This is a genomic window from Halobacillus litoralis, from assembly GCF_004101865.1.
GTDB lineage: Bacteria > Bacillota > Bacilli > Bacillales > Halobacillaceae > Halobacillus > Halobacillus litoralis_A.
Map to the genome: position 1 here is coordinate 2,516,704 of NZ_CP026118.1, position 24,057 is coordinate 2,540,760.

The 24,057-nt window shown below is 42.3% G+C and carries 24 protein-coding genes; 18 read left to right on the plus strand and 6 right to left on the minus strand.

Going from position 1 to position 24,057, the window contains the following annotated elements; translation table 11 throughout:
• Window positions 1-4: 4 nt before the first annotated feature.
• The gene (locus tag HLI_RS12785) at window positions 5-2,041 is read left to right on the plus strand and encodes a catalase (protein ID WP_128525315.1); all 2,037 of its coding nucleotides are present in this window, start codon (window positions 5-7) and stop codon (window positions 2,039-2,041) included.
• A 70-nt stretch (window positions 2,042-2,111) separates the two neighbouring features.
• Here HLI_RS12785 and HLI_RS22140 read toward each other — a convergent pair whose 3' ends face one another.
• The gene (locus HLI_RS22140; protein ID WP_277750288.1) at window positions 2,112-2,246 is read right to left on the minus strand and encodes a hypothetical protein; all 135 of its coding nucleotides are present in this window, start codon (window positions 2,244-2,246) and stop codon (window positions 2,112-2,114) included.
• A gap of 1,036 nt (window positions 2,247-3,282) precedes the next feature.
• On the opposite strand from HLI_RS22140, the gene HLI_RS12790 reads away from it, so the two are divergent.
• A complete protein-coding gene (locus HLI_RS12790) occupies window positions 3,283-4,632 on the plus strand; it encodes a dipeptidase (protein ID WP_128525316.1) in 1,350 nt (449 codons plus the stop codon).
• A 30-nt stretch (window positions 4,633-4,662) separates the two neighbouring features.
• On the opposite strand, the gene HLI_RS12795 is transcribed toward HLI_RS12790, so the two are convergent.
• Both HLI_RS12795 and HLI_RS21665 read right to left on the minus strand, forming a co-directional pair.
• Window positions 4,663-5,181, minus strand: a complete 519-nt coding sequence (locus HLI_RS12795; RefSeq protein ID WP_128525317.1) for a GrpB family protein — start codon at window positions 5,179-5,181, stop codon at window positions 4,663-4,665.
• Complete coding sequence (locus HLI_RS21665; RefSeq protein WP_164908552.1) at window positions 5,174-5,329, minus strand: hypothetical protein; 156 nt, start codon at window positions 5,327-5,329, stop codon at window positions 5,174-5,176. Before HLI_RS21665 ends, HLI_RS12795 begins: the two co-directional genes overlap by 8 nt.
• 116 nt (window positions 5,330-5,445) lie before the next feature.
• Here HLI_RS21665 and HLI_RS12800 point away from each other — a divergent pair, with 116 nt between their 5' ends.
• Genes HLI_RS12800 through HLI_RS12820 form a run of 5 tightly spaced genes read left to right on the plus strand, consistent with a single transcriptional unit; the run spans window position 5,446 to window position 10,404 of the window.
• Window positions 5,446-6,375 (plus strand): DUF7847 domain-containing protein, encoded by a 930-nt coding sequence (locus tag HLI_RS12800; RefSeq protein WP_128525318.1) that lies wholly within the window; start codon window positions 5,446-5,448, stop codon window positions 6,373-6,375.
• 37 nt (window positions 6,376-6,412) lie between these two features.
• Window positions 6,413-7,048 (plus strand): DUF4129 domain-containing protein, encoded by a 636-nt coding sequence (locus tag HLI_RS12805; protein ID WP_128525319.1) that lies wholly within the window; start codon window positions 6,413-6,415, stop codon window positions 7,046-7,048.
• Window positions 7,048-8,169, plus strand: a complete 1,122-nt coding sequence (locus HLI_RS12810; protein ID WP_128525320.1) for a DUF4350 domain-containing protein — start codon at window positions 7,048-7,050, stop codon at window positions 8,167-8,169. Before HLI_RS12805 ends, HLI_RS12810 begins: the two co-directional genes overlap by 1 nt.
• On the plus strand, window positions 8,166-9,095 hold the full coding sequence (locus HLI_RS12815; RefSeq protein WP_128525321.1) for an AAA family ATPase: 930 nt from the start codon (window positions 8,166-8,168) through the stop codon (window positions 9,093-9,095). The genes HLI_RS12810 and HLI_RS12815 overlap by 4 nt, the downstream gene beginning before the upstream one ends.
• Entirely contained in the window at window positions 9,046-10,404 is a 1,359-nt protein-coding gene (locus HLI_RS12820) for a DUF58 domain-containing protein (protein WP_128525322.1), read from the plus strand. Before HLI_RS12815 ends, HLI_RS12820 begins: the two co-directional genes overlap by 50 nt.
• On the opposite strand, the gene HLI_RS12825 is transcribed toward HLI_RS12820, so the two are convergent.
• A complete protein-coding gene (locus HLI_RS12825) occupies window positions 10,382-11,362 on the minus strand; it encodes a stage II sporulation protein M (RefSeq protein ID WP_128525323.1) in 981 nt (326 codons plus the stop codon). The two genes, HLI_RS12820 and HLI_RS12825, sit on opposite strands and share 23 nt — an antisense overlap.
• 93 nt (window positions 11,363-11,455) lie before the next feature.
• Between HLI_RS12825 and HLI_RS12830 the strand changes: the two genes are divergently transcribed.
• The 7 genes from HLI_RS12830 to HLI_RS12860 all read left to right on the plus strand — a co-directional run bounded on the left by HLI_RS12830 (window position 11,456) and on the right by HLI_RS12860 (window position 17,161).
• The gene (locus tag HLI_RS12830) at window positions 11,456-12,256 is read left to right on the plus strand and encodes an RDD family protein (RefSeq protein ID WP_128525324.1); all 801 of its coding nucleotides are present in this window, start codon (window positions 11,456-11,458) and stop codon (window positions 12,254-12,256) included.
• Between the two features lie 257 nt (window positions 12,257-12,513).
• Window positions 12,514-12,738, plus strand: coding sequence for a hypothetical protein (locus tag HLI_RS12835; RefSeq protein WP_128525325.1), 225 nt, complete (start codon window positions 12,514-12,516; stop codon window positions 12,736-12,738).
• A 138-nt stretch (window positions 12,739-12,876) separates the two neighbouring features.
• Window positions 12,877-13,635 carry a metallophosphoesterase family protein gene (locus HLI_RS12840; protein ID WP_128525326.1) on the plus strand — a complete coding sequence of 253 codons (759 nt, stop codon included), beginning with the start codon at window positions 12,877-12,879 and terminating at the stop codon, window positions 13,633-13,635.
• A 114-nt stretch (window positions 13,636-13,749) separates the two neighbouring features.
• The gene (locus HLI_RS12845; RefSeq protein WP_128525327.1) at window positions 13,750-14,130 is read left to right on the plus strand and encodes a hypothetical protein; all 381 of its coding nucleotides are present in this window, start codon (window positions 13,750-13,752) and stop codon (window positions 14,128-14,130) included.
• 161 nt (window positions 14,131-14,291) lie between these two features.
• The gene (locus HLI_RS12850; protein ID WP_241655848.1) at window positions 14,292-15,101 is read left to right on the plus strand and encodes an alpha/beta hydrolase; all 810 of its coding nucleotides are present in this window, start codon (window positions 14,292-14,294) and stop codon (window positions 15,099-15,101) included.
• Between the two features lie 244 nt (window positions 15,102-15,345).
• Window positions 15,346-16,671 (plus strand): DUF2252 domain-containing protein, encoded by a 1,326-nt coding sequence (locus tag HLI_RS12855; protein ID WP_128525329.1) that lies wholly within the window; start codon window positions 15,346-15,348, stop codon window positions 16,669-16,671.
• Between the two features lie 139 nt (window positions 16,672-16,810).
• Complete coding sequence (locus tag HLI_RS12860; protein WP_128525330.1) at window positions 16,811-17,161, plus strand: DUF2200 domain-containing protein; 351 nt, start codon at window positions 16,811-16,813, stop codon at window positions 17,159-17,161.
• A 156-nt stretch (window positions 17,162-17,317) separates the two neighbouring features.
• Here HLI_RS12860 and HLI_RS12865 read toward each other — a convergent pair whose 3' ends face one another.
• Complete coding sequence (locus tag HLI_RS12865; RefSeq protein ID WP_128525331.1) at window positions 17,318-18,433, minus strand: glycerol dehydrogenase; 1,116 nt, start codon at window positions 18,431-18,433, stop codon at window positions 17,318-17,320.
• A gap of 115 nt (window positions 18,434-18,548) precedes the next feature.
• Window positions 18,549-19,070 (minus strand): DUF2179 domain-containing protein, encoded by a 522-nt coding sequence (locus tag HLI_RS12870; protein WP_128525332.1) that lies wholly within the window; start codon window positions 19,068-19,070, stop codon window positions 18,549-18,551.
• Between the two features lie 265 nt (window positions 19,071-19,335).
• Between HLI_RS12870 and HLI_RS12875 the strand changes: the two genes are divergently transcribed.
• The 4 genes from HLI_RS12875 (at window position 19,336) to HLI_RS12890 (ending at window position 24,023) form a co-directional block, all read left to right on the plus strand.
• The gene (locus HLI_RS12875) at window positions 19,336-19,839 is read left to right on the plus strand and encodes a phosphoribosylanthranilate isomerase (RefSeq protein ID WP_128525333.1); all 504 of its coding nucleotides are present in this window, start codon (window positions 19,336-19,338) and stop codon (window positions 19,837-19,839) included.
• Window positions 19,840-20,122: 283 nt separating this feature from the next.
• Window positions 20,123-22,465, plus strand: a complete 2,343-nt coding sequence (gene helD, locus HLI_RS12880; RefSeq protein ID WP_128526888.1) for an RNA polymerase recycling motor HelD — start codon at window positions 20,123-20,125, stop codon at window positions 22,463-22,465.
• A 258-nt stretch (window positions 22,466-22,723) separates the two neighbouring features.
• Window positions 22,724-23,416 carry a DUF975 family protein gene (locus tag HLI_RS12885; protein ID WP_164908553.1) on the plus strand — a complete coding sequence of 231 codons (693 nt, stop codon included), beginning with the start codon at window positions 22,724-22,726 and terminating at the stop codon, window positions 23,414-23,416.
• A gap of 202 nt (window positions 23,417-23,618) precedes the next feature.
• A complete protein-coding gene (locus tag HLI_RS12890) occupies window positions 23,619-24,023 on the plus strand; it encodes a hypothetical protein (RefSeq protein ID WP_128525335.1) in 405 nt (134 codons plus the stop codon).
• The last annotated feature ends 34 nt before the right edge of the window (window positions 24,024-24,057 follow it).

Below are 24,057 nucleotides of genomic sequence, written 5' to 3' on the forward strand. Positions count from 1 at the left end.
CTCAATGAGTAATGACAAGTCAAAGAAAGATGAGCAACTGGAGCAGTACCGAGTGGATGATACTGGCAAACATACGACAACGAACCAGGGGTTGAAAGTGTCCGAAGATGAATTTTCCCTGAAAGCAGGGGAAAGAGGTCCGACGTTGATGGAGGACTTTCATTTTCGTGAAAAAATGACCCACTTTGACCATGAACGTATTCCTGAACGAATCGTCCATGCGCGAGGATTTGCAGCCCACGGTGAATTTGAATTGTACAAATCCTTAGAGAAATATACGAAAGCTGACTTTTTAACAGATACATCAAAAAAGACTTCTACTTTTGTAAGGTTTTCGACAGTGGCGGGTTCCAAAGGTTCATCAGAAACGGTGCGTGATGTCCGCGGTTTCTCTACGAAGTTTTATACAGAAGAAGGGAATTATGATCTTGTTGGAAACAACATCCCGGTCTTTTTCATCCAGGATGCCATCAAATTCCCTGATTTAGTGCATGCGCTGAAACCTGAGCCACATAACGGCATGCCGCAAGCAGCTTCTGCCCATGATACTTTCTGGGATTTCATCGCTAATAACCAGGAATCTGCTCATATGGTGATGTGGGCGATGTCCGATCGTGCGATACCTAGAAGCTTCCGTATGATGGAAGGGTTCGGTGTGCATACGTTCCGTCTCGTTAATGCAGAAGGCAAGTCCCATTTCGTAAAATTCCATTGGAAACCTGTGCTTGGCACCCATTCCCTTGTTTGGGATGAAGCTCAGAAGGTCTCTGGTAAGGATGCGGATTTCCACCGCGGAGATTTGTATAATTCGATAGAAGATGGCGACTATCCAGAATATGAACTGGGAATCCAAGTCATTCCGGAAGAAGAAGAGTTCAAATTTGATTTTGACGTGCTCGATCCAACTAAAGTGTGGCCGGAAGAGGACGTCCCAGTAGAAATCGTCGGTAAAATGACCCTGAATAGAAATGTTGATAATGTATTTGCCGAAACGGAACAAGTGGCCTTCCATCCTGGTCATGTAGTTCCAGGTATCGACTTTACAAATGATCCATTATTGCAGGGGCGTTTATTCTCTTATACCGATACACAGCTGATTCGTCTTGGTGGACCGAACTTCCATGAGCTTCCTATTAACCGCCCTGTCTGCCCATTTTTCAATAACCAGCGAGACGGTTATGGCCGTCAGACCATCAACCCTAGTCAAGTGAGTTATCATAAAAACTCACTGGCAGGCAACACACCACAACCTGCCAGTGAAGAAGAAGGCGGATATAAACACTATCAAGAGAAAGTAGAAGGGCACAAAGTCCGTGCCCGCAGTGAAAGCTTCAAAGATCACTTTTCTCAGGCGGCATTGTTCTGGAATAGTATGAGTGATCACGAGAAGGATCACTTGATTCAAGCGTTCAGTTTTGAATTAGGTAAAGTTGAAAGTGTAGCCGTTCGTGAGCAAATCGTCGAGATGTTCTCTAATGTAAGTTTGGAGCTCACTCAAGCCTTTGCCGAAAACATCGGTGTGACACCGCCTCAAAATGGTGGTTCAGATGTAACGAAGTCTTCTCCTGCTCTAAGTCAGGCGAATACCAAACATTCACCGAATACAAGGAAAGTCGGTCTGATTCTGGCTGATGGTTACAATGGAAAAGATGTCCAGGAAAACCTTGATCACTTCGCTTCTCAAGGAATCGCGGTAGAAGTAATCAGTGATAAACAAGGCACAGTGCAAGGGGATGACAACTCCGAAATGCCCGTTGATCATACATTCTTGACGACAGACTCTGTATTGTATGATGCTCTATATGCTGTCGGAGGAAAAGAACAGGACAAAGCTTTCAAGAAGAAGGCTTCTTACTTCCTTAATGAAGCATTCACCCACTTTAAGCCGGTTGGTGCTACGCACGAAGGTGTACATTGGCTTAAGGAAAATGAATTGAGTGGCAATAGTGGTGTCGTTTCTGGTGAAAATGCAGATGACTTTGCTGGAGAGTTTGTGGAAGCAGTTGCTGCACACCGCCACTGGGATCGTAAAATCATGTAAATAACTTCAATAAAAACCGGCCTTGCTCTTGCAAGGCCATTGAAAAACCTTTTTAATCTAGAGGAGCTGTTCAAGTTTGTTGTTGCTTCTCACGAATCGCTTCTCGGTGGATGCTTGCCGCGGGCACGGCCTCAGCTAACTTGGTCAAGAAGATCACTTGACCAAGTGGATCTTCGGCTCGCGCTGTTCCCGCAGGCGTCACCACCGAACGCTCATCGTGGAATCAACAGGGGCCCTTCTAAAAAGAGTGATTTCTTTGATTTATAAGAGAATATCACTCTGCGTGTAAAAGCCCAAATGTCTTATCGAAATTATAAAAGAAGCCGAGTTGAACGATAAAATCGTCCAACTCGGCTTCTTTATTAGATGCATCTTTCAAAAAGTGCCAGTTCTTCAGTGACCTAGCTCTTGCAAGACCGGTTTTTTTGAAGACTTAATTCCAATCTGAAGTGTTGGGGAAGGGGCTCCGGGGAACGATTTGTTTTCCGTGGGCGTGCGCTGGGCGTCCTCAGGCTGGCGTCTTCCGGGGTGTCACTAACCAGCGTGTTCCACAGGAGTCTCACCGTTTCCCTCCGCTCATTGCCATATTAGTTTCTTTGGAATCCGTTAAAATAAATCCTCTCCGAGAAGTTGGAAATAACGCGCGAAGCCCCATGCCCCATTGAGACTCCTAACTTGAAAGTGGAGACGTCTTGGTTGCGGCGTATGGACTGGACAGAGCTGGAGGAGATAAAGGAAACACGAAGAACAAAATGATTCGATGTTTACTTATCGTACAGAAGCGAGGGAAGTCTCATTAGCCGCTAGACGCTGGAACTCTCCCATTTTGTTTTCTAATTCAGCTCTAGGAGGCTTGCCGTCTTCCCCGCGGAAAGCGAGCTATTTCCAAGACCCTATTTCTCTAAGCAATAGCAACGAAACCTACCTCAAAAATGGAACAAAGTATAAGGAATAAGAACGATTTATCGAATAGATTGTTTAAATACACGAAACATAAGGGAAAGGAAGAATAAATCAACTAAACAGAGAGGTGATCCCATGATACGTACAATCTTAATGATCATTGGTTTAATCGTCGTGATCGGATTCATTATTTCATTACTATAACTTAAAGCGATTTAAACAGCTCACCTCGTCCAAGGGTGAGTTTTTTATTGTTGCACTATTTTAAACCTCGTCTTTCAAGACGGTTCTGCTTTTATTTTGTATAATGAATGTAAATCAAGTCGAGGAGGCATAACATGAAAGATGCGATTGCATTACATAAAGATGAATTCCTTGAAGAGCTGAAACAATATTTAAGCATCCCCAGTATCTCCTCACTATCCAAGCATAAAGAGGATGTACAGCATGCCGCTGAGTGGACGGCAAAGGCATTAACAGGCGCCGGGATGGAGAATGTGGATGTTATCCCAACAGAAGGACATCCAATCGTTTACGGTGACTGGCTGCACGCTGAAGGCAAGCCTACCGTCCTTATTTATGGTCATTATGACGTCCAGCCTGAAGATCCCCTGGATTTATGGGAAACACCACCGTTTGAACCTGTAATTCGTGATGGGAAAATTTTCGCCAGAGGGGCGACAGATGATAAAGGGCAATTATATATCCACATCAAGGCTGTCGATTTATTAATGAAGCAAGAGGGAGAATTACCTGTCAACGTGAAGTTTGTCATTGAAGGGGAAGAGGAAATTGCCAGCCCTAACCTCGGCCCTTTTATTAAAGAGAATGAAGAGAAGCTTGCTTGTGACGCTGTCGTTATCAGTGATACCTCTTTCATTGAAAAAGGACAACCTGCTATTTGCACGTCGCTGCGTGGTGCACTTGCTATGGAACTTACGGTGAAAACAGCGAATTCAGATTTACACTCAGGAACATATGGGGGAGGCGTACCGAACTCGATCCACGGACTTGTCCAACTGCTTGATTCGCTGCACATGGAAAATGGGCGTATTGCAGTAGAAGGATTTTACGAGGGCGTGCCGGAGCCGACTGAAGAATTGAGGTCAGAAATGGCAGAAATCCCTTTCAATCAAACGAGAACAAAAAAAGATTTGGAATTGGAAGATTTATTCGGTGAGGAAGGTTTTTCTTTCCAGGAACGTGTCGGCATCCGGCCAACTCTTGAAATCAATGGCATCACAGGCGGTTTTCAAGGGGAAGGATTGAAAACCATTGTTCCGAAAGAAGCGAGTGCGAAAATCAGCTGCCGTTTAGTCGGCAGCCAGAAACCAGAAGCGGTTTATGAAGCAATCGAACGTCATATCGAGGCATACAAACCTGTCGGGTGCAGGGTCAGCCTGCATCAGTTTATCAAAGCAGATCCGGTAGCGATCGACTCTAAGCACCCACTCATTCAAGCTGCTGCATCCGCTTATGAAGAAGTGTATGATGTGCGGCCATTATTCCCGAAAGAAGGCGGCTCGATTCCAATCGTTGAAGTGTTCGGGCGTGTGCTGAAAGCCCCTGTCGTTCTGATGGGTTTTGGATTACCTACAGAGAACTTACATGCACCAAATGAACATTTCCACATTGAAAACTTCACGCAAGGCATTGAAACGGTGTGTCAGTATTTCAAGAAAATATAAGAAAAAGCTGAGATCTTCTTAAAGTGGGTCTCAGCTTTTTTGTGAATACATATCTTCAATCACAGACCTTATGAATGGAGTTTTCTTTTCTGTGTACAGAGAGCGGTCTTCTTGATGGGAATGGGCCAGCTGACGTTTAAGGGCTTCATACTCTTTTGCTTTCTCTGGTTGTGTGCGTAAATAATCACGAAAAGCCAGTTTCTCTGTCCATTCTGTTCCATGGATTTCACAAATATGGAGGTGAAAAGTGCCGTTTCCTTTAGGGCCTTTACGAAAAAATTTACGCTCTTTCCATTCTGGCTTGGGGACATATTCATAACCGATGCTGGATAAAGGCTCCACGCATTCAGTGAATTTCCCTAGCTGCGGAATCCCTACAAGTATATCTATGATTGGTTTAGCTGCAAGGTTCGGAATGGAAGTGCTCCCGATATGTTCAATCCTTTTCTTATCATCCATCAAAACCTGCCGGATTCTTTTATACTCTTCTTTATAAACCAACGGCCATGCGGGGTCGTAATGATGTAATTGGACACGGGATTTACTCATCATCAATCTCCTCCTTCCAATTCTTTAGGTGCTCGTCACAAGAGAAGCAGATCAGCGTGCGGTCCTCATTTATGACACCTTCCAAAAAACCGTTCTTGCAATAAATATCATCTGCGCAATTCGCACATACACCTACCCATTCTTTCATATACGCATCTTCCTTTCACTGAAAAGAGTGTCTTTGATTTTGTCTTTTTTTGTCAAAAATTGAGAAGGAAGTGTTAGAATATTAGGAAGTGGAACAATTTTCTAGGAGGTCAATAAATGGAACGATTACAATCAAGACCAAAATCATTCGGAGAAGTATTGGATACTACGTTCAGTATATCAAAAAAACACTTTGCACCATTATTTCTCATTTTATTAATACTTCTGGGACCGCTCTACATCTTGAATTATTTATTTATGGCATTAAGTGGCGTAAGTATTTTCGGAAGGCAGACAGATGGCGGTTTCACTGAAGGGATCATGGACAATTTGGATACAGCAGCAGCGACACAGGAGATTGTCGGTTCAAACATGGGTCCGGGCGGAGAAATCCTTTATATGTTGCTATCTTCGGTCCTTGCTCTCGTTGTCTACCCGATGGCTCAGGCTTCAATCATTGTTGCGACAAGTAAGGTGCTGAAAGGCGAGGAGTGGGGAAAAAAACAAGCTGTAAAAGGGGCCTTCTCAAGGTTCTGGCCGCTTGTCGGCAGCTCTGCTCTCCTTGGGCTTATTCTGGGCGGCGGCTTCTTCATTGGTTTTTTGATTCTCGGCATTAGTGGCGGCATGAGTTTCGCTACTGCAGGGGCAGGTCCTGGACTCTTTATGTCCATCATTCTTGCGGTCCTGCTTTTAGCTGCTCTGGCTTTCCTGGCGACAAAATGGAGTATGTTCTTCGCATCTGTCGTCTTTCAAAAAGTAGCCCCAGGGCTCTCAAAAAGCTGGCAGCTGACAAAAAGGCGTTTTTGGTCGACACTTGGTCTGTTCGTCGTGTTCTTTATCATCATCATGCTGCTTACATCGATTATTGAAGGTCTATCCGTGTTTTTACTCGGCGGAAGCATTCTTGGAAGAATTGTGACCGATGTGTCTACAGTAATTACGACACTGTTCCTCATGGTAGGATATACGGTCATGTACTTTGACTTGAAAACAAGAAATGAAGCGGATGACTTGGAAGAGATGATTGCTTCTTATAAAGAGTCGTAATCGACCGAAGACTTAGTCCAGATGGTAGGTGAATTCAGTGTATTCTTCCAATGAGGATAAAGAACAGTTGAGAGAAATTCTTGAACAACAAGAATACCAGGCTTATGAACAAGACTCATCCCGTTTCACTGATCGTTTGCTTGATGTCATCGCTGACTGGCTGATGGAAGCATTCAATACCTTTTTTCCGAATTGGGAAGTAACGGAGTCCAATGTCCATGGATTGATTTACTTTATTGGATTCTTCGGTCTCGGGCTGCTTATTTTCTTTCTAGTGAAATTAAGCGGAAATCTCTCTGGTGAAAAGGAGCGGAGAGGGCAAGGTACATTTGCATCTTCCGTCAGCTTAGAGTGGTCTACTGACAAACATTGGCGGGAAGCGGATGAGTTAGCCGCACATGGAAACCTGACCGAAGCGGCGCGTCATGTTTTCTTGGGCATGCTGCTGGCATTTGATGAAAAAGGCTGGGTAGACACAAAAGCTTGGAAGACAAACGGGGATTACCACCGGGAATTAGCAGGCGTCCAACAAGAGATGGGGGACGCGTTTGGAAAGCTCGCGCTGACGTTCGATCAGATCACCTATGGAAATCGGACGATGGATGAAAGCGAGTATGAACAGTTTAGACAGAAAGCATTCACATGGCTTGATGAGGAAGGGGGCTATGACTGATGGATCATTCAAAAAGGACATGGATGTGGGTCGGTTTGTGTCTGACTTTCCTTATCGCTCTCCTGTATTGGCTGTCGAGCGGCCGCCCGGAAGCCTATCCGCCGTATCTTTCCAATTCTCCCTCCCCTTCGGGAGTGAAGGCTTTGTACACTAATATCGATCAGGAGGATGTTATTTCACGTTGGAACCAACCCCCGGAGATTCTGCCGGAATCGGAATCCCCGCAATTGCTGCTGATGATAGAACCATACTCGACGATCAGTCAATCAGAAATGCAGCATTATGAAAGTTGGATGAGAGAAGGGCATACCCTCCTGCTAATGAAAAACAACCCCGTCGGTTATTTCGAGAGTGATGTTGAATATGGGATCGACCCATCGGGAGAAACGCTCGTAAAATCCCAGAACGGGGGAGAGTACAAGGCGGTTGTTGGACAACAGCACCGGTTAATGCCGCGCGATTCAGATGATGTCATTTTGGAAGACTCTGAAGGGGTGCTGGCTTATGAGAGGGCTTATGGGGATGGGAGTCTTATAGTAGGCATGAATCCTGATTGGTTTACGAATGGACAGGTGTTGGAAAACAACCACTATGAATTGGCTGCATATTTACTGGGCCAGAATGAACGAGAACGCTTGTGGGTCGATGAATACATACATGGAAAGGAAACCCTTGCTGCCAACTTTACTATTTATCCGCAGTGGTTGTTGGTGCTGGCTTTACAAATCGGTTTGCTTGCTTTGATGTGGCTGTGGTTGAAGGGAAAACGGTTCGGACCTGTTTTCATGCCAAGGGAAGCGGAAGTACGCTTTGGTATTGAGCGTCTCCAGGCACTTGCATCTTGGTATAGAAAAAGGAAGTTTTACCGGGAGTCTTTGGATATACAAGTCTCCTATGTCCGCCAATTATTACATGAACGATGGGGAATCGCGTTGACCACTTCCTGGGAAGATGTCTGTCACACACTTTCCTATCGTTTGAGCGAGGATCGCTTCCAGGAATGGCAGCGATGGACAAGGGAAATAGAACAATTGGAGAACCTGTCTAAAGTCGATGAAAAAGCGTACCTGGAATGGTCGGAAACTTTAGATGAGATGAGGAGAGGAGTGCAAGATCGATGAATGATAAGATCGCTGAGTTGATCAAAGCGTACGAAAAACAAGTCTTAGGACAAAAAGAGAATGTACGCCTGATGCTTTCTTCTATTTTAGTAGGAGGGCACGTGCTTTTAGAAGGTGTCCCTGGAACCGGTAAAACACAAATGGTACGAACATTGGCAGGTCTTCTCGGAGGAGAATTCAAGAGGATCCAGTTCACTCCGGATCTACTGCCGAGTGATATTACGGGAAGTATGATCTACAACATGAAATCCGGAAGTTTTGAGACGCTGAAAGGACCTGTTTTTACAAATGTACTGCTGGCAGATGAAATCAACCGGACCCCCGCAAAAACCCAAGCCGCATTACTTGAGGCTATGGAAGAAAAGCAACTGACCATCCAGGGAGATACCTATACTCTGCCTGATCCTTTTTTTGTTGTTGCTACTCAAAACCCGGTGGAATTCGAAGGTACCTATCCTTTACCCGAAGCTCAGCAAGACCGTTTTTTGTTCAAGCTTCATATTGATTTTCCGAAATTTGAAGAAGAAGTGGACGTTCTGAAACAAACGCTAGCACGAAAGGAAGAACGAAAGGATTCAAATCCTTCCTTGGATATGGATACATTTTTGCAAATCAGCCGGGAAATCTCTCAAACTACGATTCAAGATGAAGTGTATGAGTACATCATGACGATCGTCCGAAAAACACGTGAAACAGAGGCGGTTCAACATGGAGCCAGCACTAGAGCCGGGATTGCCATGGCGAAAGCTGCGAAAGCCTGGGCTTATTTGGATTCAAGGAATTATGTTACACCAGATGATGTGAAGGCTGTTGCGATGCCAGCTCTTCGTCACCGGATATTATTATCGCCACATATGGAACTGGAGGGAGCGACCCATGACCAAATCATTCAAGAGCTTGTGGGATCAGTTCCTGTTCCGAGATAAAGGGATTGTCCCCACCTTTCGTTTTGTGCTTCTTATCCTCGCCTTATCGCTTGTACTCGTGGTGCTCACCTGGTTTGGGGCTTCATGGGCTTTCATATTGGCGGTGAACACCTCTGTGCTCTTATTGAGCCTGCTCGACTTATCATTTTCTCCGAAAAGGAAGCACCTTTCCATTGAAAGGATCATCGATGAAGAACTGGAAAGAGGAGTACATAATGAAGCAGAGGTTACCATTCACAACCAATCCGCATTTAGGATTACGGTCAAGGTGATCGATCACTTTCCGATGACGTTCGATCGACCTTTTCCTCTGAAATCGAAAGTATCAGGAAAGCAAAAGGTTTCACTGGGTTATTCCTTTGTTGCTCACCAACGCGGGGATTACACCTTGCCTTCCTTGCATGTAAGGTACAAATCGTGGCTCGGGATTTGGGAAAAGCAAATGAAGGTCAAGGTGGAATCACATGTGCGGGTGATCCCTGATTTGACCGAAAGCCGCCAATTTTTAAAAGATGCCCAGCGTTTTCTTCTTTACGAAGGAACCAGACTGAAGAAACGGCGGGCGGGGGCAGGAGAATTCACTCAAATCCGCCCTTATGTCGTCGGGGACGATGTAAGAAAGATCAATTGGCGTCAAACGGCGAAGGTACAAGAGCTGATGACGAATGAATACGAACCTGAACAAGGAAAATTCATGACCATCCTCATTGACTGCGGCCGTATGATGGGGGTGGAATTGGATGAACATAACAGACTGGAACGTGCGTTGGAAGCAGCTATTACAGTGGCGACAGCAGCCTTGAAGCGTGGGGATTATGTGGCAGTGATCGCGTTCTCAAAGGAAGTGCATGTCTATGTACCTCCAGGAAAAGGGATGCCACATTTACAAACAATCCTCAAAGAAATTTACTACATTCAAGTAGAGGGGTATGAATCAAACTATACCGCTGTTTTTCAACACCTCCAAATGGTGCAGAGCCGTCGGAGTCTGCTCCTTTTATTCAGCGATGTAAGTACATTTTTATACGAGGAAGCGGCTTTGCACTATCTGCAGCGTTTACGGAAAGAACACCTGTTTCTCATGATTGGAATTGAGGACCGGGTGGTTGATGATGTGACGAAATCAACGCCGGAAGATTTGATGACGACAATGGTGAAAAGCATGGCACAAAAACACATCCTGGATAAGGTGAGAGAGTTGAAGAGGTGGGAACGACAAGGTCTGCAGATGATTGAGGCACCCGAAGAGCATCTCGCTACCACCGCTGTCTCCCAGTATATCCATATCATGAATCGCGGGCTGCTATAGCAGGTGGTTGATTTGCATATCTTTTACCAACGATGATGTATGCGGCTAAGCCGATGACCGTAATAACAGCAAAGCCATATTTTGCTTCCAGAGAAATATCGGCAGGGGTGATGAAGCCTTCAACAATACCTGCAATAATGAAAAGTGGGAGCGTTCCGAGTAGAAGTAGCACGGATCTGTAAGCATAGGTTTTCAACTGGTAAGCTCGCGTGCGCTCCCCTGGCACCCAGAGCTTATATCCCATCAATAATCCAGCCCCGCCTGCGATGAAAATCGCGGTAAGCTCGATGATGCCATGAGGAACGATATAGGCCCAGAAATCATAAGTCTTGCCATGATGCATGAACAAAGCAGCAATGGATCCTACAATGATGCCATTATAAATTAATAGATAAACAGTGAGGAGTCCGAATGTGATTCCACCAGCGAAGGCTAGAAAAGCGACTTGCATGTTGTTCGTCATGATCTCAGCAGACATGATAGGTGAGTTGACGGCACCATCCTGACTGCCGATACGCTCCGGGTCAATCGATTGAGCCATCGCTTCAGGCAATATGGCATAAATGTTCATCGGGTCTTGCAGGACGGATAAATAGGCGGCAAGCCCACCGCCGCAAAAGAGCAGCATGCTGATGAGCACAAACTTCCATTGTTCACTCAGCAGAAAAATAAAAGTACCGCCAAAGAGCTGTTTGAGCTGTTTCCAATTCGATGAACGTTCCTGGTAAAAAATGTTATGGGCTTTTGCTACAAGATCATTCAAGTAACCCGTCGTCTCTTCTTCTGGAAAGTACGTCTGGCTGTAAGAGAGGTGCTGGGTCACTTTTTGGTAGATTCGTTGAAACTCATCCACATGTTTTGCAGCTAATCGGGTTTGGTTTTTATGTAATAGTTGAATCAATTCTTCTAGACGTTTCCAATCCTTTCGGTGCCGTTGCACAAAAGATCGATAATTCATCGTTTCACCTACAATACGGGAATTTTTTACATTCTAATCCTATTATAAGAAACAGTCGTTAAGATTGGAACCCTTAATGAAAGGCGGGGGCTTATGCAAGAAACGTTGAAAGTGAAAACACCTGAACATGTAACATTGAATTTTAAATTAGCAGGCCTGGGTAGTCGGGGAGCAGCCCAAATCGCCGATACGTTGATCATCTCCCTCATGTATGCAGGAATGATCGCCGCCATCATTTTTTCGGAAACACAATTGGATCGCTTACTTTTTGAAGGTAGAAACATGTTGATCGCACTCTTGCTAGTGATCATCTTCGTCATCAACTGGGGATACTTCTTCTTATTCGAATGGTTCACAGGAGGAAAAACTCCTGGAAAAATGCTGCTCGGGCTCAGGGTAGTCAAAGAGGATGGAGGGAAAGCGACAGCCCTCTCGATATTGATCAGGAGTTTACTGCGAATCATCGATATGCTCCCTTTTTATTATTTGGTAGGGATGTTGATGATCTTCTTTCACCCGAATCATAAACGGTTAGGAGACATCGTAGCAGGAACCATCGTTGTTCATGAAAGAAAGAAAGGCCGTTCCCTGAAAAAAGAAAGCCTTGTCGATAAAGAAATGAAAAGGCGTGGATTAACTGCTGACTATGTTCAGATAGGTGAATGGGAGCGACAGCGGATAACAAAGGATGACTGGCTCCTGCTTAAGACCTTCGTTGAACGGCATCCCACACTCAACTATGAAAAGCAAAGAGAGATGGCGAGAGAAGTGGCGGGTATTCTTTTCCCAAAACTTGGGCTCGATGATGGTACAGGCAATACGCTGGAAATGGAGAATCGGCTTTTCGCAAGTTACCTTATATTACGGGACGATTGGGAATTCGGTTTTCGTTGATGATCAAAGCTCGTTTTCCTTTTATTTTATGGGAAGCGGGCTTTTTTCCTTATTCTACATTGATTTCCAGTCTAGAAAACTGACTGTTTGAAACTAAATTAGATTAATGTCGTATGTGTATTGTAATGAGAATGAGGAGTTGTATGAAATTCTAATAGGGAAGTGCTGACTCGCCTAATGAGCAATGTAAATCAAACGAAGCTGTTAAAGATGCTGTAGCCTGTAAATGAAATATCGAAGAATGAAAGGGAGAAAAAATGAAGAATCTTGCCCATTCCGAATGGAGATTAAGTGTGATGGCTCTAGCGGCACTTATCGGGAATTTTATTGCGATTTTTGTCGTCCTGCGTGAACTGAACCTAACATATGTGATAGGTTGTCTGGTCGTTTTTGCATTAGTGGTGTGTGGAAATGCGATATACGTGCGCTATAAGAGAAAGAAAAACAACGCGGCGGAAAACAAGAATCAAGAGCACGGATAGGGCAGCACCAATCAGAAACAGCGCAAAAACTTGATGGGATTGGTTATTCATATGAATTAGCTTACCGTTATTTTACCTCGGAAATCTGGTCGATTAATAAACTACTGCAAAAATAAACGAACAAAAGGGAGTTTTCATATGCGTATTGCTTTTATTTCAGATATGCACGGCAATGCTGTAGCTTTTGAAGAGGTAGTAAAGGATCTTGAAGATCAATCCCCTGATGCGGTTGTGTGTCTGGGAGATATCGTCATGAAAGGTCCTCAACCAAAGGAATGTATGAATCTTTTAAATTCATTAAAACCTATTTCGGTGATTAGGGGAAACCATGAACATCTGTATACTAGATACCAGAAAGGAAGTAATCCTAATTCATTTAAAGACATTCTTACATCTGAATCGATCAAATACGATCAACAATATTTGTCCATAAAAGAACAGGAGTGGCTCTCTAATCTTCCTGAAAATGAGACCCTTACGTTTTCGGATAGAAAAATTGATATTTTCCATGCATCACCAAAATCATTAAATGAAGTGATCTTTCCTTGGGCGCCTATTGAAGATGTAGACAAATTATATCTAGAATCTACATCAGATTTCAGTTTTTATGGTCATGTTCATCATGCTTTTGTCAGGAATTCGACTTATAGGACGATCGTTAATGCGGGGAGTATTGGATTACCTTTTGATAAGGATAACAGAGCATCCTACGCGATTTTAGATATTGGTACTAAAGGTAGTTCTGTTCAACTAAGAAGAGTTCAGTACAATGTTGAGAAGGCCATTAACATTGCTTATGATCGAAAGATGCCATTTGCGCATATGTTTGAGTATGCATTGCGGAAAGCGGAATATCCCTACATAGAACAATTATTCAGTTCAGCAACTGATCAGTAGAGTTCTCGCTAAGAAAAATTGTCAGCTTTATTGTAGAAGTAATGAGTAACCAAAACACAATTGGCTGATTTGTTGTTGTTACGCTCAAAAGAATCTGAAAGTAAGGGGTAATAAGTGAAAAATATTATTTCGGTAACCTTAATATTGCATATAGTATTCTGGGCAGGAACCATACTTGCGGGATTTATTATCTATAAGGGTATAGGTACTTCGCTTTCTTTTAAATTTATTATTGGATATGTGATTTATCTTCTTCTCTATGTAATGTTCTCCATATATCTAGTGATGATGAAAACAAAAAAGTTAAATTGGATTCAATTTAGAAGAAGGCTTTTTATGTTTATTGCATGGTTTATTTCTTTAAGTGCTGCCCATTATCTTATTGAATATTTTTTCAGTGACTCGGAGATAGTTTTGTGGGATTTCGCTATTCCTTTAGGTTTATCCCTTGGATTGGCTTTTTCTGATTTAATGACTTTACAAAAGAAAGGCTGAAGCATTATGCCTTTTGATCTTCCGCTAACAAGGGTAAGTTAGTGGAAGTCTGCGCAATGTCTATCGTTTATAGTGCAATCGGTCGGTAGAGTTCAATAAAGGAGGTAAGAAAAATAACCCATATTACTTATGATTATCATGCTGAGAAAATTGGTCAAGGTGTGCCTGCAATATTTCTACCTGCTGGTGGTTTCACTGGAAATGAAGGACTTAATATAGCGGAATTCTTAAGCGGTGATTTTGAAACCCATCTGATTGATTTGCCTGGTTTAGGAAATAGCAAAGGTATTGATGGGAAAATCACTTCAGTGCATCTAGCAAACTGGGTAAAAGAGTATATGGAACAAAATCATATAGAAAAGGCTGATTTAATAGGCCATTCCTTAGGTGGGGCTATATTATTATCCTTTGCAGTTCATTACCCTGACAAAGTGAATAAACTGGTTTTGCTAGACCAGGGACACAAACCATTTCCTAGAATCCCGAAGTCAGAATTCGGACCATTCGCTTATATATTTCCGCTAATAAATGTATGTGTAAAGATATTCAGAAAACCTTGTTTGAATAAATTGGCGCCTTTATTTCTTCAGAGTAATGAACAGGAAATAGACTTTGAAGGTGATGTGAAGCGCTTTTGTGAACGTATGGGTATTGAAGAAAATGAATATGTCCGGATGGCAATAAAACACCCAGCTGAATTCTCTGTGGAAGGTTTAAATCTAATGTTTGGGTACTATAATCTTAATCTTCCTAAACTATTAAAATCGATAAAGGTTCCAACTTATTTAATCTATGGAACATTTGAAAATATCAATGAAAAAGAGCACAGACATACTGAGCACTACATACAAAAATTAAAGAGACATAGTCTTCCAATAACATATCATCAAGTAAATGGCGGTCATTATGTCCATTGGAATAAAGAATTTTCATTGTGCGATTTGAAAGAGTTCTTAACAAATACTTCTTAAGATAACAGGTATTGAAAATATTTCGATTTTGAGTCAAGTCTTGGAAGTCTTCAATGGAAATGATATTAAATGCAATGAGCCCTTCATTAACGGTTACTGGTTGTTACTTTCAATCGGCTTTGACTATTTATATATCGTTCCTTACCCAAGATTTTCAGTCATAGACTGAACCTTGGTTGAATCGTTTACTTGGGCAGCTAAAAGGGAAAACTTTTATAGTTATTATAGACCAAGGAGGCCAATCATGGAGACAATGGAAGAACTGAAAAAACGATTACGGAAAATGACTATAAAAGAGATCTTCGACCATTACGAAGGAGAAATACTCGGACTTGACCATCACAAACGTTTCATTAAATACAATAAAATGTTGAAGAACCCATTCCAATTTTTCAGGGGAAGCGCATATCTGTTCTATTACGATGTTTCCAGGATGCCGATTTCCTATCATACACCTGAAGATAAACCGACGTGGATTCAGGGGGACTTGCATTTCGATAATTTCGGAGGTTTACAAAACGAACAAGGCGAGATGGTGTTCGACTCGAACGACTTTGATGAAGGCTATCTAGGTTCTTACCTGTACGATGTGTACCGTATGACAACGTCGATCGGGCTGTACGCGGAGCAGCTCGAATACGGAGAAGAGGACCAGGAAGCTTTTATTGACACTTATTTACGTGCCTATCATCATCAGCTTGAGGAATTCGTAGAGCGCGGCGGGGATCCCTCCACCCTTTTGTTTAAGAAAGACAATACGGGCGGACCGGTGGCAAACACACTGGGAAACCTCGAAAACCGGGAAGTGACAGAAAAGTTGAATCAGATGACTAAGGTAGAGGATGGAGAGCGGCACTTTAAAATAGAAGGGCAGCTCGAGCGGTTATCCGAGGAGGAAAGGCAAGGACTTGAAGAAGCCTGGCCGAAGTATATCCAGTCATTAAACGAAAATAAAGACTCATCAGGAGATTACTTTGCTATTAAGGATGCTGTGAAGCTGGAGGGCGCCGGGACTGGATCCATTGGACTGATGCGTTTCTTCATTCTGGTGGAAGGACCTGGCGAGGGGCATACGGATGATGTGATCCTTGAGGCAAAGGAAGCCCGTTATCCAGCGACAGGGCATTACTTTTCTTATGATGACCTGTTTCAATCCGAAGAGGGTCTGCACCATGGCCGCCGGGTGATTCAGACTCAGAAGGCTATGCACTATCTGCAGGATCCTTATCTTGGCTTCTTTTCGATTGGCGATCATCACTTTTATGTGAGAGAGTCGACTGCTTTTGAAGAAGAGGTGGACCCGGAACAGCTGCTTGATAGAGACAGCATGCTTGCTACCGTGGAAACGATGGGGAAAGTAACAGCGAAAATTCACGCGCGGGCGGATTCCGATGTGGATGCTTCTCTTCCACATGAAAGTGAAGTCGAAATTCTGAAAGCGATCGGCAATCTGGACCGATTCGTGGACGATCTTACCCGGATGGGAATGTTCTATAAGCACCGGGTAGAGGAGGATTTTCAGTTGTTCACTGAATGGCTGGAAGAAGAGTTCCAAAAAAGGGAAGAGTAACAGAAGGAGGACGGTCCACTTCGGGCGGTCCTTTTTTATAAGGTCATCGTACGGCAGACTGGAGACAGAAATCAAAATTACTGTTGATGATATAATAGAAAAACAATTAATTAAAACACCTAACAAAGGAGGGTGTAACATGACCAAACATAGAATCTATACAATGAGTGTCGCAAGTGTCTATCCCCATTATGTTACGAAGGCGGAAAAAAAGGGGCGGACGAAAACAGAAGTCGATGAAATCATCTGTTGGTTGACAGGATATACTCAGGAAGAGATGGAAGCACAATTGGAAAAACAGACAGACTTCGAGACCTTCTTTGCGGAATCTCCCCGAATGAATCCTTCGCGGAACATGATTAAAGGGGTGATCTGCGGTGTCCGGGTGGAAGATATTGAAGAACCAACAATGCAGGAAATTCGCTACTTGGATAAGATGATCGATGAGTTAGCAAAGGGAAAAGCGATGGAGAAGATTTTACGTAAATAATATAATTTTGGACCTGACCCTCGGCTAAGCTGATGCTTTTAGTGCAGCAGGGGTCAGGCCTTATTAAGCTTCATTGTATGATTAAGGTAAACTGAAAAGGTTTAATTAATCTATCTTACCTTAAAGGTGGACGGAAATCCTTTCATTCTTTAGGGATTATTCACCCAACTGCAGCATACCTTTGAAAGTTTTGGCATATTGATCGGTAGCAATAATCGCATCAGCCACTTCTTCAGCAGTTACTGAAAAAGCCTGGTGGATAGTTTCTCCGTCGGCTGTTGCTGTTTCGGCTACTTTGAGAATATCTTCTTTGGAGACATCTTTCAGTTTGATATCTTCCAAGGTGATTGGTAGGTCAAGGCTGGTATATAATGCCATATATTGTTCCATTACTTCTTGAGAATGTTCTTCCATTGTTAATTGAACAAGGGTGCCGAAAGCTACTTTCTCTCCGTGTGTGAGGTGGTGGATGTCGCCTTCCAGCGCGGTGAAACCATTATGAATAGCGTGGGCAGCACCTAGTCCGCCACTTTCAAAGCCTAGACCGCTGAGAAGAGTGTTTGCTTCAATCACATTTTCAAGAGCAGACGTTACTACTCCTCGTTCGTTCGATTGATAAGCGAGTAATGCATAATCGAATAGTACTTCTTCACATTTTTCTGCTATCGCCTGTGCAGCGAGTGTTGTTTGTCCTCCTGCCATCGTATTACCGCTATTGTTCACAACACTTTTCACCTCTACGAATGTAGCGAGTGCATCGGCAATACCGGAAGCTAAGAACCGCGGAGGAGCTTCTGCAATGATTTTGGAATCCAGCAATACAAGATCTGGATTCTTGTCATAGAAACGGTAGGATTCAAAAACGCCTTCATCTGAATAAACAACGGAAAGCGCGCTGGTAGGTGCGTCTGTAGAAGCCGTTGTTGGAATGATTACCGTGTAACCTTGAACTTCATCAGAAACCGCTTTTGCAGTATCCAGCGTTTTTCCTCCCCCAACACCAATGACAATGGAAGCTTCTGTCTCTTTTGCTATATCAGCGATTCGATCCATTTCTGTTGGAGAAGCTTCGCCATTGAATACCACATTCTTCGTAGTGATGTTTGCTTCGTTCAGATAAGATACGACATCATCGCCTGCAATTTTCCATACGGTTTCGTCTGAAATGACAACAGCAGTCTCACCAATACCTTCTAAATGGTGTCCAATCTTACGGACAGCGTTTCTGCCTTGGACATATTTTGCCGGGCTTATATATACACGTTCTTTCATTTTTAATTCATTCCTTTCATGTTCTATTATGGTTGTACTTTTCCCTCGTGTTCAGGAATGTTAAACAAATAGGAACAAAAAAGGGAGATTCCCTGTTTTAAAGCTCTTTCAGATTTTATGATTTTCTTTTTTTCATCGCTTTTAATAGATATCCGCCTTTAAACTTGCGTGGCTCATAAGAAATGATAAAGGCATTAGGATCATATTCTTCAATTATTCTAGTCACCTTCTCTTCCAGATTTCTTTTTGTCAGAATCTGAAGTTGATAACGGGCCCCATCTTTACCCATTCCTTCGAATACAGTTACGCCGTACCCATTGTTACGAAGAGTCCAGACAAGTTCAGTATTATTATTCATTAAGTTGACAGTAAGTGTTGTATATCCAATAGCCAATTTATTTTCAATATAATTCCCTAGAAATATCCCTGCTGCAAACCCTAAGGCATAGACAAGCATCTCTGGAATACTTTGTTCGCCGCTTAGGACGATGGATAAACCGAACACATAAATCAACGCTTCTATAAATCCGAAAATAGCAGCAAATACACTCATGTTTTTAACGACAAAAATGATGCGAAGCGATAAGGTCGGCACTAAAATAATTTGTAATAAGAAAATTAATAGGATATTCGCCATTTGAAACCCTTCTTTCTGGAGTGAGTAGTTCTTTCTATGAATCCCTTATATATTTTGCAAAAATAGAAAACTGATGTATGGGCTCTTTTCTTATAAAGCAGTATGGTTCCAATCCGGCTGTAAATCTGTTTGGAGGTAAAATATTCCCGTACTTTTCCATCAATAAACTGGATGATGGATAGGCTCTCGTGATTAACTTCTTATACATCCGCAATAGCTCAGTGAACATAGTTTGTGATAAATCAAGGGAAAGGGAGGTGCGCAAATGAGTAGCGGTATGTTTGATGAATTTATTAAGATTGCACAAAAACTAAATGATATTGATGTCATTCCGTTGTTAATGGGATCGGTTGGGCTGGAAGTCATTACAGGTGAAAGTTGGAATGCAGAAGACATAGACATCCATGTACCTGGTGATAAGAGAGGCTGGGAAGTACCGCCTGAATTGTCTATACATAACTGGATGGGTATTGTGACACTCATGAATTTTATGGGATATAGGTTAATTGATTTACATGAACATGAGTTTTCAAAAGGAGGGTTATCTGTTGAGTTTGGTATTATTGACACATTACCGACTTTTGCGGGAGTGCAATTGAAAGATTTAGAAATGCAGCAACTGGGCAGTGTTAAGTATTATTTACTGAACCATGAACAATATTTATGTGTATATGAAGCTTCTTCAAAAGATAGTTATCGAGCAGATCAAAACAATCATAAAGATTTAAGAAAGATAGATTTTTTGAAAAAAACAGGAAGTAAGGATTGAATTGCTCCTGTTTTATTTGTACTAACAAGTCACTTGCTCCCGAATTCAATGGGAGTTAAAAAGGAAAAACCAGCTGAGCTAAGTGCTCAGCTGGTTTCTTGGTTTAATTTATGTAGTTGTATTCAAAGAATCATAGATGTATTGCTTTAATCAATAAACTGTGTTAAATTTAGTTATTGACTTCTTTTTATTTAAATTAAAATATAAATACCTCTTTTATGATTATAATACAAATTTACTCTGGAGTCAAACCAAAATTCTTGTCTTTTAAGGAGTGGGTGATCTGAACAAAGAAATGCGGAAAGAGCAAGCATATTTGGATAATGTGATGGAAACCATTGCAAAGCAAATAAACGAGGTTGAAGCAGATACTGAAAAGCGCAAAGAAGATGTTATCAATATCCGCAGGCATTTTTGGGATGATCTGAAAATTAATATGGATACGTTCGATGATTACCTTGAGACGATTATCGGGATGAGACAACAGGCGCAGGATTTGTCAGTAAGCCAGGGCACGCATAGGCATGCTTTTAATAGGCTTTCAAGGCTTAAACGGATTGAGAAGGTCCCATATTTCGGACGGATAGATTTCGCTGAAGAGGGGACCGATGATACGGAGCAGATCCGTATCGGCGTTTCTATGCTTACTGATGAAACAAACGAAAACATTCTTATCTATGATTGGAGAGCTCCCATTTCAAGTGTTTATTATGACTACCCTCCTGGCCCGGCGGAATATTCTACACCTGGTGGAATCGTCCGGGGAGACCTTGAAAAGAAATTGCAGTATAACATCAGCAATGGTTTGATTGAATCAATGTTCGATACTAGTCTTACGATCGGAGACGAGATCCTGCAGGGAGTGCTTGGCAAAGGATCTAATAAATATATGCATAGTATCGTAGCAACCATTCAAAGGGAACAAAATAAAATAATCCGCAACGTTCGTGGAAGTCTTTTAATTGTCCAGGGGGCTGCGGGGAGTGGCAAAACCTCAGCTGCTCTCCAGAGGATCGCTTATATTCTCTATAAGTACCGGGAAACTTTGAAGGCAAATCAAATCATTTTATTTTCACCTAACAACATGTTCAGCAGTTATGTATCACATGTCTTGCCAGAACTTGGTGAAGAGAATATGCAGCAGGAAACCTTTCAAGATTATCTGGAATACAGGCTGGGCAAGTCATTCAATGTGGAGGACCCTTATGACCAGCTGGAATATTTACTGAATGCTGCTGGTGATCCTTTTTATAAAACTAGAAAAGCCAGTATTCAACTTAAAGCCTCGTCCAGCTTCTTTGGAGCGATCAACAGGTATAGAGAATCATTAGAGACTTCTGGCATGATATTTAAAGGTATAAAGTTCCGTGGGCATACGCTCATCTCATCGAAACAAATCACCGAAATTTTTTATAGTAAAGATACATCACTTCGATTTCTTAATAGAATTGAGAAGTTGAAAGAGTGGTTGATCAGGGAGATTGATAAGATTGAAAAAACGGAGCTGAGTAAGTCCTGGGTCCAAGGAGAAATCGAGTTACTCAGCAAAGAAGAGCTTCAGAAGGTTTTTACTCAATTAGAGAAAACAGAAGACTTTAATGAAGATTCCTTTAATTTCTACGAAAAACAGCACAAGGTTCTTGCCCGGATGATCGTACGCAGGAAGTTGAAGCCTCTACGCAAAAGGGTAGAAGCTCTTCAGTTTATAAATATTAAAAGATTATACAAGCAGCTATTTGAAAATTCTATGAGCACCAAGTTATGGAATGAGGGAGAGGTCCCTGACCGATGGGGAGAGGTATGCGTTCTGACAAGGGAAATGCTTGAGGAAGGCAATCTTTTTCAAGAGGATGCTACCCCGTATTTGCTGCTGAAGGAACTTATTCAAGGCTTCCAGTCAAATACTGCTATTAAACATGTACTTGTAGATGAAGCGCAGGACTATTCTGTCTTTCAATTCGAGTTTTTAAAAAGGTTATTTCCTGCTGCCAGGATGACCGTCCTGGGTGACTTTAACCAGGCGATATTCGCTCACGCGGATAATTTTGAGGATTTCCATGCTCTTACCAGCTTATATGGGCAAAGTGAAACGGAAAGTATCGTATTAGACCGCAGTTACAGATCTACCAGGCAGATTATTGATTTTACACGTCAACTTATTCCTGAAGGGGAGCAAATCAAAGCTTTTGACCGGGAGGGAGAGAAACCGGCGCTCACCAAGCTGGCTGACCATGCTGAATTACACGAAGAAATCATAGCTAAAATCGACTACTTGCATAACAGTGGAGACCATACGATCGCTGTGATTTGTAAAACAGCTGCAGAAAGTTCAGCTGCCTATCAAGCTCTTAGTACCGTAAGAGATCTTAAGCTCGTTAAGAAGAACACTGGGGAGTACCAACAAGGGGTTATAGTCATTCCTGCTTATCTGGCAAAAGGGATCGAATTTGATGCTGTCATCCTTTATGATGCCTCAAATCAGGTTTATGGAGAGGAGAATTTGCGCAGATTGTTTTATACGGCGTGTACTAGAGCGATGCATCACTTGCAAATATATAGTGTCGGCGAGCCGAGTTACTTTTTAGATAACGTTGGAACTGGAGAGTTGTTGGAAACTGAGGGTTAAGAATTTCATACAGGGACGGCTGATCATGTGAAAGGTATTTCAGATGATTGGAATATAAAGGAAGCCACAAACCTCGAAAATTTAAGGTTTGTGGCTTTCGCATTTATCCATTTATGTTAAAGTTACGTGGGTCTCTGGTATCAAACCAAGATGATATATCTTAGAGCTTAAAGTGAGAGGATGAGAATTATTATTGGAGCAACGATAAAGGATGCTTTAAATTTTCTAAATGGAAAGTGGTTAAGGGGCATCGGGATAGTGCTTTTATGCTACATAATCAAGCTTGTTCTAGAGACATTGCCTGTACAGGGTTCAATCAGTATCCAGATGGCACCGGTAGCTGTGGCAAGTTCTGAGACACTTATTTCTTTGGTAATCACTTCTGTAGTGAACAGCATTCTTTTTTTCATTATGATCGATTACATAACAAATACACAATACACAATGAGGAAAAGGTTCGTGAAGGCATGTACGTATCCTTTCCGGAATTGGCATCTATTGTATAAGGGATTAGCTGTCTTTTTCATCACTAACCTGCTCCTTTATGTAATAGGGATGATGATGATTTATGCAGGGCTTGGAAGCCTGTTCACATATGCAGCAGGGGTCAGTTTATGGTCAGGTATTTTGTTCGCGGCTTACCTATTGATATTCGCATTCATCATCTGGCTGTTCTTAGGAATCTCGCAGGCGATGTATATCCTTTATGACGACCCTGGTTCTGGTATATTTTCTAGCATGAAAGAAAGTTTTTTATTGATGAAAGGCTACAAATGGCCTCTGCTGGGTCTCTTTGTGTTAACGGGGATCGGTTTAATCCTCGGAGTACTTCTGTTTGTGGTCGGACTAGTGGTGTCTCTTGCTATATATGAAGTGAGCCGGTTGGTTTTCTACAGGGCGCTTATTCAGAAGAGGCGACAAAGAGAGTGGCACGCAAAATTTAATGAGTAACATTCAATGGAAATCGTGGAACGCGAGAATTAAAACTCGTCCTTAGGCTTTGGTCTGTGGGCGAGTTTTTTTAATGTATTGCGATTTTCCCTGGTAGAACAAATTATGATATTCATCATGTGAAATACCTGATGTTCATGACTAAAATACTTACTCCGACCTCAGTAAACTTAAGGTATAAATTTAAATGAGGTGACTTTAAATGAAAAAAAGTTTAATTGTCGGGATGACTATCGGAATTTTGTGCGGTGCAGCAGCCCTGATTACAGAGTATATGATCGGTTGGGTAACTGGCCTCTGGTTCGAGGAATTAAATTTTGTCTCAATTATGCTATCCAGCATTATTGTGAATTTAGCTGGGGCCTTTATTTTTAAAAGGCTGGACCGGAAAACATCGAGAGCCTTTTTGTATTATGGATTGGTTGTTGCTGGCGTCACTGGCCTTCTCACAATAAATGTTATCGTAAACCCACCACAGGAGCAATTCGGCGTCGCAGATCATCCGGTCCATATCGTTGTAGCTCTCCTTTCATTCTTGCTGATTCCGAAATGGATGAGAAAAGAAAAGCCAGTCTTGCAGGAAAATCCACAGGCAAAGGTAAATTAATGGTTAAGGAGTATTTGCAGAATTTTGGGAGGAT

What these genes read in the sequence shown, in the direction of transcription:
- HLI_RS12785 (WP_128525315.1), top strand. Translation starts at nt 5, where the DNA reads ATGAGTAATGACAAGTCAAAGAAAGATGAGCAACTGGAGCAGTACCGA.
- HLI_RS12790 (WP_128525316.1), top strand. Translation starts at nt 3,283, where the DNA reads ATGAAAGATGCGATTGCATTACATAAAGATGAATTCCTTGAAGAGCTG.
- HLI_RS12795 (WP_128525317.1), bottom strand. Translation starts at nt 5,181, where the DNA reads ATGAGTAAATCCCGTGTCCAATTACATCATTACGACCCCGCATGGCCG.
- HLI_RS21665 (WP_164908552.1), bottom strand. Translation starts at nt 5,329, where the DNA reads ATGAAAGAATGGGTAGGTGTATGTGCGAATTGCGCAGATGATATTTAT.
- HLI_RS12800 (WP_128525318.1), top strand. Translation starts at nt 5,446, where the DNA reads ATGGAACGATTACAATCAAGACCAAAATCATTCGGAGAAGTATTGGAT.
- HLI_RS12810 (WP_128525320.1), top strand. Translation starts at nt 7,048, where the DNA reads ATGGATCATTCAAAAAGGACATGGATGTGGGTCGGTTTGTGTCTGACT.
- HLI_RS12815 (WP_128525321.1), top strand. Translation starts at nt 8,166, where the DNA reads ATGAATGATAAGATCGCTGAGTTGATCAAAGCGTACGAAAAACAAGTC.
- HLI_RS12820 (WP_128525322.1), top strand. Translation starts at nt 9,046, where the DNA reads ATGACCAAATCATTCAAGAGCTTGTGGGATCAGTTCCTGTTCCGAGAT.
- HLI_RS12825 (WP_128525323.1), bottom strand. Translation starts at nt 11,362, where the DNA reads ATGAATTATCGATCTTTTGTGCAACGGCACCGAAAGGATTGGAAACGT.
- HLI_RS12830 (WP_128525324.1), top strand. Translation starts at nt 11,456, where the DNA reads ATGCAAGAAACGTTGAAAGTGAAAACACCTGAACATGTAACATTGAAT.
- HLI_RS12835 (WP_128525325.1), top strand. Translation starts at nt 12,514, where the DNA reads ATGAAGAATCTTGCCCATTCCGAATGGAGATTAAGTGTGATGGCTCTA.
- HLI_RS12840 (WP_128525326.1), top strand. Translation starts at nt 12,877, where the DNA reads ATGCGTATTGCTTTTATTTCAGATATGCACGGCAATGCTGTAGCTTTT.
- HLI_RS12855 (WP_128525329.1), top strand. Translation starts at nt 15,346, where the DNA reads ATGGAGACAATGGAAGAACTGAAAAAACGATTACGGAAAATGACTATA.
- HLI_RS12860 (WP_128525330.1), top strand. Translation starts at nt 16,811, where the DNA reads ATGACCAAACATAGAATCTATACAATGAGTGTCGCAAGTGTCTATCCC.
- HLI_RS12865 (WP_128525331.1), bottom strand. Translation starts at nt 18,433, where the DNA reads ATGAAAGAACGTGTATATATAAGCCCGGCAAAATATGTCCAAGGCAGA.
- HLI_RS12870 (WP_128525332.1), bottom strand. Translation starts at nt 19,070, where the DNA reads ATGGCGAATATCCTATTAATTTTCTTATTACAAATTATTTTAGTGCCG.
- HLI_RS12875 (WP_128525333.1), top strand. Translation starts at nt 19,336, where the DNA reads ATGAGTAGCGGTATGTTTGATGAATTTATTAAGATTGCACAAAAACTA.
- HLI_RS12890 (WP_128525335.1), top strand. Translation starts at nt 23,619, where the DNA reads ATGAAAAAAAGTTTAATTGTCGGGATGACTATCGGAATTTTGTGCGGT.